Annotated in this window: 3 protein-coding genes; all 3 read left to right on the top strand. The window is 63.4% G+C overall.

What is annotated here, in order from left to right; all coding sequences use genetic code 11:
* Positions 1–322 precede the first annotated feature (322 nt).
* The 3 genes from SK803_RS15740 to SK803_RS15730 are packed head-to-tail and all read left to right on the top strand — an operon-like array spanning position 323 to position 12,375.
* Positions 323–5,245: a LamG-like jellyroll fold domain-containing protein gene (locus tag SK803_RS15740; RefSeq protein WP_319966734.1), complete on the top strand. Its 4,923-nt coding sequence runs from the start codon at positions 323–325 to the stop codon at positions 5,243–5,245.
* 33 nt (positions 5,246–5,278) lie between these two features.
* Positions 5,279–11,899, top strand: a complete 6,621-nt coding sequence (locus SK803_RS15735; RefSeq protein WP_319966733.1) for a polymorphic toxin-type HINT domain-containing protein — start codon at positions 5,279–5,281, stop codon at positions 11,897–11,899.
* A complete protein-coding gene (locus tag SK803_RS15730) occupies positions 11,896–12,375 on the top strand; it encodes a hypothetical protein (protein WP_319966732.1) in 480 nt (159 codons plus the stop codon). The genes SK803_RS15735 and SK803_RS15730 overlap by 4 nt, the downstream gene beginning before the upstream one ends.
* Positions 12,376–13,207 lie beyond the last annotated feature (832 nt).

Here is a 13,207-nt window from a genome sequence, read left to right as displayed (position 1 = left end):
AGCCCGGCGATGGGAACGCGTCGCCGGGATGCGGTCACCACAGCCGCACCGGGTCCTTCCACAGCTCCTGCACCACGTGACGCAGGCCCACCTTGTGCCGCACGCATGCGACACAGGACTTCTGCAGGCCGTCTGGCACCTTCACCGTCACACTCCTCTGTCTGATGTATCGCCGTGCGCTCGGTCTCACCCGTTCGGCCTCATTGTCATTTGCTATCTGAGCAGGCAGACTCCTCGGCCGAGGGTGGGGTTCGCGTGTTGTCGGGGGACATGCGCGGATAGCGGGGGGCTTTTCTTGACACGCGTCGGGGTGACGCAGGGCTTGTTCCTGCGCGCGTTCTTGTCGTTGACAGTCGTATCAACGTTCACAGTTGTGCCGGCCAGTGCGGCCGAGCCGGAATGCGTTGACGCGCAGCCAACTGTGGCGGCGGCGGTTGAGATGGCGGCGCGCTGCGATCGCCGGGTGGAGATCAGCGATCGGCGTTCGGAGAACTCGCAGACGTTCGCCAAGCCGGATGGTGGTTACACGACTGAGAGTTCGGTGGAGCCGCGCTGGTCACGCCAGCCTGACGGTTCCTGGACGACGATCGACGTGGAGCTGGTGTCTGCCGGCACCACGGTGACTCCGAAGGCTGCGGCGCTGCCGCTGGTGTTCTCCGGTGGTGGTGAGGGTCCGGCGGCGGTGCTGCGCGATGGGGATCGTGAGTTGTCGATCACGTGGCCGTTCGGTGCGTTGCCGACGCCGACGCTGGCCGGTCCGAGTGCGACGTACGCCGAGGTGCTGCCGGGTGTCGATCTGCGGCTGACGGCGTCCGCTCGTGGTTTCTCCGAGTTGCTGATCGTGAAGAACCGGACGGCGGCTCAGAACTCCAAGCTGGCCAAGGTGAACTTCGGGTTCGCCACGAAGAACGTGACGGCGGCGTCCAACGGCGCGGGTGGTCTTGACGCCAAGGATGCGCAGGGCAACGTCATCTTCGCGTCGCCGACGCCGTTGATGTGGGAGTCCGCCGCGACGGTGCCGATGAAGGCGGCGGCTGATCCGAGGCCGCCGCGTCAGGTCACGATGCCTGTCTCGGTCGCCAACGGCGAGCTGACCGTCACGCCGGATGCGGCGATGATGGCTGACACGTCGACCCAGTTCCCGCTGTACATCGACCCGTCGTGGACGGGGCGCATCTACAACGGTCAGTGGGTGCTGGTCACGAACAAGACGAACATGGCCAATCAGGGTTTCTGGCAGGGCGGGTTTCTGCAGGAGGCCGACATGAAGGGCGCTGTCGGCACCGGTCTCATCTGCGACTTCCCCGGTTCGACTGGCGGGTGTGCGTCCGGCACGACCTACAACGTCCGGTCGTACTTCAAGATGGACACCAGCGGTGTCAAGGGAAAGCGGATCAACGGGGCGTCGTTCCGGATCCAGCAGATGTGGGCGTCGCACTGCAACAACGGTGGTTCCAACGCGACAGCCCGTTGGACCAATGACATCGACGGTTCGACGACGTGGAACAACCAGCCGGGCTGGATGGGCAACGAGTGGGCGGCGTCAGTCCCCGCGAACCACAAGTACACCAACGAGCACAACTGCTCCGGCACCGGCGATGTCGAGTTCGACATAAGGGGAGTCGTCCAGGCCGCGGCCGACAGCAACCGCGATGCCATCACTCTCGTGCTGCATGTCGGCAACGAGGGCGACACAGGCCAGTGGAAGCGTTTCAACGCCGTCACGCCGGTACTGGCGATCGACTACAACTCGCCGCCGGACGCGCCGGACAGTCTGACGTCCGACCTCAAGCCCTGCACCCTCACCTCGTTCGTCCCCACTGTGACGCCGACGCTGCGCGCTCGCGTCAACGACAAGGACGGCGATCCGTCACTGCAGGCCCGCTTTGAATGGGCACGGGTCCGCGAGAACGGCAGCTACACGCCAGTCGCCGAGGTGCGCGACACCTATCCGTGGGGCAGCAACACCACAGCCCAGACCACGATCCCGAAGCCGCCGAACCTGGACGACGGCGTGCTCGATCGTTCGGAAACCCTTGTCGCGACCGGGGATTGGGACAACGACGGCCACCCGGACGTGCTGGCCCGCGACACCGCCGGGTTCCTCTACCTGTTCCCCGGCAACGGAAGGATTCTGCGCGCTCGGGTGCTGATCGGTGAAGGCTGGAACGGCTTCACCATCGCCGGCGTCGCGGACTGGGACAACGACGGCAAGAAGGACATCCTCGCCCGGAACGACTCGACCGGTGAACTGTACGTCTATCCCGGTGAAGGCACCCGCGCCGTGTCGACCCAGCAGCCTGTCAGGATCGGCTTCGGTTTCGGCGGCTACCTCCTGGCGGGCCTGGCCGACTTTGACAAGGACGGCAAACAGGACCTGATCGCCAGGGACGGCAACGGCGAGCTGTGGCTGTACCCCGGCGAGGGCAAGCGGGCGCAGTCCACCCAGGAGCGTGCTCGCATCGGTGTTGGCTTCGGCCCGTACACCTTCTACGGCATCATCGACCGCACCGGTGACGGCGCTCCGGACATCATCGCCGAGTACGACAACCGCGTGTGGCTGTACCCAGGCAGCGGCAAGCGCTCGCCCTACACCGGCAGCCCAGGCCGCCACGAGATCGGTGTCGGCTGGTCCGGCGCCCGCGCCCTGATGACCCCGGACTTCAACGGGGACGGCGCCCCCGACATCGTCGCGCACCTGCCGGGCTGGACGAGCTGGCAGCTCTACCCCGGCGTAGTCGGCACCGGCTACGGCGGACAACAATGGCCGATGGCAGGCGTCGGCCTCACCGACGGCGGCAAGTACGTCTTCCGCGTCACCGCAGGCGACTGGCAGGTGTGGGGCCCGTCGTCAGGATGGTGCGGATTCAGCGTAGACACCACCCCACCCGACGCACCAACTCTCACCTCGTCGGTGTACAAGACCTCGGGCTGCGCCCCGGACGGTTGCGGATCCCTCGGCGTTGCGGACACGTTCACGTTCTCCAGCACCTCGACCGATGTCGTGAAGTATCGCTGGGGTTTCACGAACCCGCCGTCGACGACGGTGCGCGCCGGTGAGTCTGTGCGGTGGACGCCTCCGTCGTCCGGTTTGAAGAAGCTCTTCGTCGAGGCGGTTGATCACGCCGGATTGTCGAAGCGCAGCACGTTTGAGTTCACTGTGGCGGGGGCGAAGCCTGCCGAGGCGTATTGGTTCGGTGGTGATGATCCAGCATTCGACGCCACCGGTAACGGCCATGACCTCGCGCTGTCTGGTCTTGACACGGCTCGTGCTGGCCGAGCCGCTGGTGGTCAGGGCTCGGTGGGTTTTGATGGCAGCGTGGCCGACGGTGCGGTAACGGCGAAGGTGCTTGACACCGATAAGGATTTCTCGGTCTCCGCGTGGGTTCGGCTCACCGATGACGTGGTGAATCGCACGGTGGTGAGTCAGCAGGGCGCGACGACGTCCGCGTTCCGGCTCGGGTACGACGCTACAGCGCACAAGTGGGTGTTCGCGCTGGCTGCGAACGACGCCGTAAATGCCGCGCAGAACGTGGCTACGTCTGATGCTCTGGCTGTCGCGGGTGTGTGGACTCATCTGACTGGGACACGAGACAACCTCAGCGGAGAGGTTCGGTTGTACGTCGATGGCGCGCTGCAGCGCACGACCGCAGCAGTGACGAAGGGGCTCAACGCCGATGGACAGTTGTGGATCGGCAAAGCGTTGCGCAACTCCGCCGCGGCCGACGCGTGGCACGGTGACCTGGCAGAGATGCGCGTGTGGAACCGGACGATCACACCGCAAGAGGTCATGTCCATGGCCGACGCCACCGAGGCGAGCGGTGTAGGGGAGTGGCAGTTCAACGAGGAGACCGGTTCGACCGCTCGTGACACCTCGCAGTACGGCCGCCATCTCGCGCTCAACCTCGCCGGTGGCGCCAAATGGGGAGCGGCCGTGGAGGGCGCTAGTGGTCTGGAGCTCAACGGCACCAACGGTTCCGCGAGCACGAGCGAGCCTGTGCTGAACACCGACCAGTCATTCTCGGTAGATGTGTGGGCCAAGCTCAACGGCACCGGCACCGCCCGGGCCGTCGTCGTTCAGCGTGGACCGTCCGGAGTGGACTCCTTCACTTTGAGGTACGACGGCTCCCAGTGGAGCGCCGAGATGCCGAACGCGGCGGTGAACCCGTCGACGTGGTGGCGGGCCAAGAGCGATGCTGTGGCGAACAAGTGGACGCACCTCGTGGCCACTTACGACGCCAGCGCCCGCATCCTCAAACTGACAGTCGGTTACCAAGACAGTCCGGACATGCTGAAGAGCACAGTCACCGGCGTCGTCGGCTGGAACTCCACCGGTGTGCTGTCGGTTGGCCGCAGCAGCGCCGGCGAGTACTTCAACGGCAACATCGACGAACTGAAGGCGTTCCAGGGAGTGCTGGCTCCCAAGGCACTCGACCGGACACCCCGGGCCGGATCCTCGGTTTCCGGCGATGCTCGTGACGAGCTCATCTCAGTGGACGCGAATGGGGCTGTTCGCGCGTTCCTCAACGTCAACGACACCGTTCCCTACCCGCATGACCCGCAGGTGATCGGTTCGGGCTGGGCGTCCGAGCGCACCTGGTTCGCCGACATCGACGGTGACGGCAGGTCCGAGATCATCGGGGTCGACCCGGACGGCACAATCAGAGCGTTCAAGAACGTCAACGGCATGAACGGGTTCCCGTTCGGTGCTGCCACCGTCATCGGCTCGGCGCCCGGCGGGACCACCCGCATTCGCTTCGCCGACATCGACGGTGACGGCCGCTCGGACCGCGTAGCGATCGACGAGGACGGCAGGGTTCGGGTGTACCGCAACCTGTTCGGCATGAACGAGCGTGGCCAGTCGACTGCGTTCGCGACCACGCCGGTCATCGTCAAGGTCACCACCGACACCCCGGACCGCATTCGGTTCGCGGACATCGACGGTGATGGCAAAGCCGAGTTCATCACGGTGAATGCCGATAAGACCGTGTCGGCGTTCCGCAACCTCAGCGGCCTCGGTTACGGCTCCTACGACATCTCGCAGGAGATCGGGTCGGACTGGACGCCGGATCGCACGTGGTTTGCCGACATCAACGGCGATGGCAAAGCCGAGATCATCGCTGTTCGCTTGGACGGAACTGTGTGGTCGTGGGCCAACACCAACGGACTCACCGGATTCCCGTACACGGAGTCCAAGCAGGTGGGCTCCGGCTGGTTCGAGCCTGCCCGTGTCTTCTTCAGCTGACCAGTCCACCCTGCCCAGAACTGGAGTTGTGTCATGCCCACAGCCCGATCCAAGCGTGGACTGGTCGTCGCACTCGCCGCATCGCTCGCGTCGACTGTGCTCACCGCTTCGCCCACACCCGCGGCGCCGTACCGGCCGCCCGCACCGCAGAAGGAACGCGTGATCGCCGGTGAGAAAGCCGGCCTGCGCAAGAACGAGGACGTTCGAACTGGCACAGCTTTCACCGGCAGTGCGCCGGTCTGGCCGAAGGCATCCGTCGCCGAGATCGATCTCGGGGCGGTGGCAGCGAACAAGAGCGCGAGGGTCGGAGACACCCTGGTGTCGGTGGCTGCCGCCGACGGCGCGCAGGCAAGTGTGGCCAGGGGCAAGCCGAAGATCAGGATCGAGACGTTCGACCGGGAGAAGGCCCGTGCGTCGGGTGTTGACGGCCTTCTGTTCAATGTCTCGGGTGGGTCCGCGAAGGTCGAAGTGAACTACTCGTCCTTCCGCTGGGCCTACGGTGGCGACTGGGCTTCCCGGCTGAGACTGGTCGAGTTACCTGAATGCGCCCTTCGCACACCGGACAAGCCGGAGTGCGCCGCGAAGGCTGTTCCGTCGCGTAATGACCTGGCCAAGGGCACAGTTACCGCTACCGAGGCGAGCTCGTTAAACGGTTCGCTCATGGCTCTGGCCGCAGGTACCTCCAGCGGATCGGGCAGCTTCAAGGCGACCAGCCTTTCCTCGTCGGCCACGTGGTCGGCCGGCTCGAACACCGGTGCGTTCACCTGGAATTACCCGCTGCGGATGCCGCCGTCGCTGGGAGGCCCGACGCCGTTGCTGGCGCTGGAGTACTCGTCGGCGAGTGTCGACGGTCGGATGGCGGCCTCGAACAATCAGCCGTCGTGGATTGGTGAGGGCTTCGAGCTTGGCGCGAACTTCATCGAACGCAAGTACGTCAGCTGTGCCGACGACATGGCCAACGGCGCACGCAACACCACCGAGACCGGCGACCTGTGCTGGCGCAACGAGAACGCCACCCTGTCAATGGAGGGCCACGCGGGGGAGCTGATCAAGGAACCTGCGCCGTCGAAGCGATGGCGCCTACGCAATGACGACGGCACCCGCGTCGAGTTCCGCGACGGGGCCGAGGGCGTCGACAATGGCGCGCGTAACGGCGCGCACTGGATCGTCACAACTCCTGACGGCGCTCAACGCTGGTTCGGGCGCAGCCGCCAGTCCGTGCTCAACGTTCAGGTCGCGGGCAATCACGCCGGTGAACCGTGCGAGGCGGCCGCGTTCAAGGACTCGTTCTGTTCGCAGCCATACCGCTGGAACCTCGAGTATGTCGTTGACCTGCACGGCAACACCATGAGCTACAGCTACGACAAGGAGACCAACAAGTACGCCCGCAACAACACCACGACCGATCCCGTCGAGTACGACAGGGCGTCAGTGCTGCGGCAGATCGACTACGGTACCCGCAGCGACCGGTCCGAAACCGCGCCGATGCAGGTCGTGTTCGAGCCGGCAGACCGCTGCCTGGCTGACTGTGGCACGAAGGACGCCGTGCACTGGCCGGACGTGCCGTGGGACCGTGCGTGCGATGCAAGTCCTTGCCTCACCGGCTCCCCGACGTTCTGGTCGACCAAACGACTCGCCTCAGTGACCACGAAGGTCGGTGGCAACCCGGTTGAGAAGTGGACACTAGGTCACTCGTTCCCCGACCCCGGCGATGGCACACGGGCAGGTCTGTGGCTGGACAAGATCTCGCGCGTCGGTCTGGTCGGCCAGCAGACCGCCGTGCCGGACATCCGGTTCCAGGGCGAACAGCGCAGCAACCGCGTCGACACCCATTCTGATCAGCACGCGGCGATGAAGTGGTGGCGTCTCAAGACCATCTACACCGAGACCGGCGGCCAGATCGACATCACGTACTCCGGCGCGGACTGCCTGCCAGGTGCGCGGATGCCTGATGAGAAAGCGTTGCAGAACAACACTCTGCGCTGCTATCCGGTCCGCTGGAAGCCAGAAGGCAACAAGGACTCGATCTGGGACTACTTCCACAAGTACGTCGTGAACAGCGTGACCGAGTCCGACCTCACCGGAGGCTCGACGCGCGTGGTCACCAGCTACGAGTACGTCGGCAACGCGGCGTGGCACTACACCGACGACGACGGCCTGATCAAGGCCGAGGACAAGACGTGGTCGGTGTGGCGCGGATATGGGACCGTCAAGACGCGCAAGGGTGAGTCCGGCGAGCAAACGCTGACCGAGAAGCGCTACTTCCGCGGCATGCACGGCGACAAGCTTCCGTCCGGCACCCGCACTGTGCCAATGCCGGCCATCGCCGTGGGCAACATCCCCGAGACGAACGACGAGGATGCCTTCGCGGGAACGGTGCGCGAAGAGATCGTCTACAACGGACCAACCGGTGCTGAGGTCTCCGCAACCGTCACCGTGCCCTGGCAGTCGGAACCGACGGCAAGTCGCACGATCGGTGACGTCACCACCTACGCTCGCTACACCTCGACCGCGAGCAAGCATTCACGCATCGCGCTCGACAGTGGACGCGGATTCCGCACAACCAGTGTGGTAACCGAATTCGACCAGACCTACGGAACTGAGACGCAAACAGAGGATCGTGGCGACGACGCAGTAGCTGGCGACGAGAAGTGCAGGTTGACCGACTACGCGCGCAACACGTCGGCCTGGCTGATCGGCACGGTCTCGCGCAAACGCGAGTTTCTCGTCAACTGCGCGAAAGCGAAGGCCGGAGTGGGCCTGCAGGACGCGCACATCGCAGGAGACACCAGGACTTACTACGACGGCCAGGGCCACGGCGTCGCTCCGACCAAGAGCGACGTCACCAGGACCGAGAGCCTCAAGTCGTACGTCAACGGCGCAGCGGCTCACCTTGCCGAGACAGTGACCGAGTACGACGTCTACGGCCGGGTCACCAAGTTGACTGACCCCAGGGAAACGACGACCACGGCGTACACCCCCGCCGCTGGTGGGCCGGTCACGGAGACAGCCACGACCAACGCGTTGGGCTGGGTCACGAAGACGGTCCAGCAGCCGGCGTGGGGCACGCCTTCGTCCACCGTCGATGAGAATCAGCGAAAGACGTTGATCGAGTACGACGGCCTCGGCCGTACCACGGCGGTGTGGAAACCTCGCCTCAGCAACGACGGACGGCCTGCTGACAAGAAGTTTTCCTACCTGGAGCGAACGAACGGGCCTGCTGTTGTCGCGACGAGCGTCTGGATCGGTGGCCAATATGTCACGTCGCGCGAGCTGTTCGACGGATTGCTCCGGCCACGTCAGACACAGCGGCCCGACGCGACCGGAGACACGTCAAAGACGGTAGTCGCGGACACCTACTACGACTCGGCAGGCCGCGCAGTACGGTCAAACAACGCCTACGTGGCGAACGCGATGTCCGGTCCTGAGCTGTTCGTGCCGACGGATGCGGTTCCATCGGCGACGTTGACGACCTTTGACGGTGCCGGCCGCGAGATCGCCCAGGTGTTCAAGAAGCTGGTTCCGGTGGGCAGCCCTGGTGGTGAGGAGTTGTTCCGCACGACTACCTACCACGCGGGTGACCGTACAGACGTGACCCCACCGGCTGGCGGCGTCGTGACATCGACGCTGGTCGACGTACTCGGTCGCAAGTCCGAGCTTCGCCAGTACCACTCGGGTGTCGTCGCCGGCAGCGCGACAGGGTTCGACGCGACCAAGTACTCCTACGACCTCAAGGGTCAGCTGACCGAGGTCACTCACCCGTCAGGCAAGAAATGGCAGTACGCCTACGACGTACGTGGCAGACAGGTTCGCGCTGTCGACCCGGACAAGGGCGTGACCGAGTCGACGTACGACGACGCGGACCAGCTCGTGTCCACAAAGGATGGACGAGGCAAGAGTCTCGCCTACACATACGACGCGCTGCGACGAAAGACGAGCACGCGAGACGACTCGGCCACGCGCCCGGTGCGCGCGGAGTGGTTCTACGACGTGCTCGCCGACGGCACCAGGATCAATGGTGCGCTGGTGAAGTCGGTGAGGCATGGCGAACTCGGTGCCTACATCAAGGAACACACCGGCATGAGGCTGGACCAGCAGCCCACAGCAACCACCATCACGATCCCGGCGAACGAGACCGGCCTCGCCGGCACCTACAACTACGGCTACACCTACAACCCCGACGACCTGCCCTCCTCAACTGAAATCGCAGCGACCGGCGATCTCAAGAAGGAGACCCTGTTCTACGGCTACGACACGTTGGGGCAACCGACGACGCAGAAGACCGGCTACAGCACCCAGCTGAAGACCGACCTCATCACCAGCACCAGCTACACACCGTTCGGTGAGCTGCAGACCTACCAAATGCGCAACAGCACAAGCGGCACGGTTGATGTTCTGCGCGATTACGACGAGCACACCCGTCGGCTCAGCCAGATCCACACATCGAAGCAGACTGGGCCTTCGGATGTCGCCAACGTGCTGTACGGCTACGACTCCGCCGGCAACATCACCCGCGTAGCAGATTCGGTCAGCTCGGACACACAGTGTTTCGGGACCGACCACCTGCGGCGCTTGATCGAGGCGTGGACCCCGACCTCCGGCAACTGCAGAGAACCGCGTTCTGTCGAGGCGCTAGGCGGCCCGTCGAAGTACTGGCACACCTACAGCTACAACGTCGCAGGCGACCGCACCAAGCTGATCGAACACGGCACGAGCGCCGGCGATCGCACGACCCAGTACTTTCCGACGGCCGGCAAGCACAGCCTGGCCAGCACCGTAACCGCGGACACAGGGGGAACCAGGAAAGCTTCGTACACCTACGACGAGGTGGGCAACACACTCACCCGTCCGTCCCCAGGCAGCGCCACACAGACGATGACATGGGATCTCGAAGGACGCGTGGCGACCACGGTCGACGAGTCCGGTGCGTCGTCGTACGTTTACGACGCCGACGGTCATCGCTTGATCAAGCGAGACCCGACTGGACGAACGCTGTATCTGCCAGGCCAGGAGCTCCGCTACACGGCATCGTCCGGCGCGAAGACGTGTACCCGCTACTACACGCACGCGGGTCAGCCCATCGGCACGCGCACGTCGACCGGCATCACGTGGATGTCAGCGGACCAACAGGGCACGACGCAGATCACCATCAACGCTCTCAGCCAGAAGGTCAGCACCCGGCGCACCCTGCCGTTCGGCGAGGTCCGCGGCGGTACGGGTACCTGGCCTGCCTTCATGGACAAGGGACTCGTCGGCGGCACAGTCGACAACACCGGCCTCACACACATCGGTGCCCGAGAATACGACCCTGCGATCGGCCGGTTCATTTCCGTCGACCCGATCATGGACACGACCGATCCACAGCAGTGGAATGGCTACGCCTACGCCAACAACAGCCCCGTCACCTTCAGTGACCCAACCGGCCTGCTCGCGATGGGCTGCATGGACGACGGCCCCTGCGGCAGCCAAGGAGTACGAGAGTCGTACACCCCGGCCGCACCGACTGAGGCTTCCGACGCCCCCGGCGGCGAATCGCCCCGGCAAAAGTTCACGAGGGAAAACTCGCCCAGAACAAACGATTCAAACCAACTTATCTCGATTTGGTCCTCGCGGTACATGAGCGCCCTCTATGGCTGGCAGTTCTGGGACAACGGGATGGGTGATGGCGAGTACGCGTGCTTCGGGCGCATGGCTTGCCAGATGGCGTGGATCCATCTGTCGAAGAACCCTGACGATATCAGTGGTGCGAAGGACATTGCCGCGAATTATTGCCGGGACAACTGGTCGGCCTGCGCGAACTCTCAATTCTGGGAGGAAACTGCTAACGACTTCTTGGGGATGGCTGCAGGCGGTGTGACCGGGGCTGCGGCAGCTGCTTCTCGAATTCGATCTGCCTGTGGTCCGCACAGCTTCACCGGTGATACGCAAGTTTTGATGGCGGATGGCACAACCAAACGAATCGACGAGATCAAGGTGGGTGACCTCGTTCTCGCAGCAGAACCGGAGTCCGCTGAGTCGGGTCCGAGGGAGGTCGTCGCGACGATTGTCGGGGAAGGTGTCAAGCGCCTCGTTGAGATCGAGATTGGTCAAGGCAAGATCATCGCTACGGATCCGCACCCGTTCTGGCTGCCTGACCAGAAGCGCTGGACGGAAGCGAAGGACCTGCACGCCGGGTCTTTGCTGCAAACTCCGACAGGCTCCTGGGTTCAGGTGACTGCAATCAAGAAGCGGATTGCAGTCCAACGCGTGTACAACCTGACCATCGATGGCATCCATACCTACCATGTAGGTGCGAGTGTCACCGCGGTACTGGTCCACAACTGTCCTACACCTGCTATCCGGATTTCTCCGGCTGCATCGGACTGGGCCACGAAGGGTGCGCACATGCATGTCGGAAGTGCAGAGGTTCGAGTTTTTCCAACAGACAAGGGTGGAGTGGGTTTTGAGGGTCTTCGTATGAGAAATGGAATGGCCAGCGCGCGTGACGTGGAGGCCGCGAGAACCGCCATTATGGCTAGGCCTGATCTGAGAGCGGACCTGATTAGCAAGGCACGATCTGCCATGGCAGATATGAACGGTCACAATTGGGGGAACTCGCTGAATAGGGCATCGGAGATGAATTACCTCATCAAGGCATTGGAGAAGATCGGATGAAGGCCCTAAAGTTCCTCGTAGGAGTAATCGCGACAGAAACTGTTGCGGGTGTAGGTCTGGGTGTCTCGTCTGAACGGATCCGCGACACTCTTGGTGAGCAGTACGTTGCTGACCGGAGAAAAAAGTCTTTGCGCTTGGATTATGGACTTCTTGAATTCGGGTTGTATGCGGACGTATGTGAAACTATTTCAATACAGGTTCACCGGCTTTTTGGCGGAACGCAAGGTCTGGTTCCGGAGGTATTGGAAGACGCTTTTAGCGGGTTCTCGCGGAGTATTAGATTCGAATCTCTTTGCAATGAAGTTGAAAGGACTGAAATATACACATTGGCGGAGGTTGTAAAGCAGCAGGGATATCGATGTTATCGCGTCGGAAACTCCTCTGTTATTATTTACGTTGTTGATGAAGTTGCGTCGGATAGTGATCATTTCTCGCGCGGCGATGTTTGGTCGGTCGTTATCTCGCGGCGTGGCTGACGAAGTTCGCATTTGGGGAATGGTAAATCGGGGCCGCGGGAGGCAACTGATCGACGTGTATTCCTCGGGTGATGGTTTGTGGCTGCGTGAAGCTATGACGGTGACTGGACTTCCTCTGTCGGACCGGTCGAGTTGCCCGAGGGTGCATTGCGGATACCGGAATCCCTGAGTTGTGCGGGCGAACTTGTTCGTCGCGCAGCGGCACGGCCAGTGGGACGTTGACCACCGACGAGGTCAGTTCCACGTCGCCGAGCTAATGGCACTGGCCGGACACCTCCGCAGCTCCGGTAGCTAAGGCCACCACCACCGCCGGCACGTCGGCCAAGTGGTCGGCGGGCTCGAGCACTGGTGCATTCACATAGAGTTACCCACTGCGGATGCCGTCGTCGCTGGGTGTCGAGACGCCGGCATCGGCGTACTCGTCGGTGAGTGTTGACGGGCGAATGGCGGCGTCGAACAACCAGGGTCAGCAGCGGTCACGGCGATCGCTGGCAGGTACATGCAGGGTAGTTTCTTGAAGTGGCTGTAGAGCATTTGGTCGCTGAACACCACGCTTCGGTCGGACCTTGACTGCGCGCTAGAACATCTGGTCCGCTGCCTGTCACCTCGAAGCCTGAAGAATTTGAATGGAAGATGCCCAGTTGTGTACTGCCTGGCGGTGTAGTCATCGATGACGCGTTGTCGGCCAAGTCGCTCGCGTCGGTACCTGCCAAGGCCGATATGGCGATGGACTTCCTGTGGTGGCAGTCTGAGGATCAGAGACTCAAGTTCTCGCTGGCTCCGAGGAGGAGTGGATCTTCGGGTCTGTGAACGACCGCGGTTAACTTGCTAG

Origin of the sequence: Lentzea miocenica (assembly GCF_033949945.1) — a bacterium.
GTDB classification, from domain to species: Bacteria; Actinomycetota; Actinomycetes; order Mycobacteriales; family Pseudonocardiaceae; genus Lentzea; species Lentzea miocenica.
The sequence above is the reverse complement of the archived record's forward strand: the minus strand, read 5'-3'. Positions and strand labels throughout refer to the sequence as shown.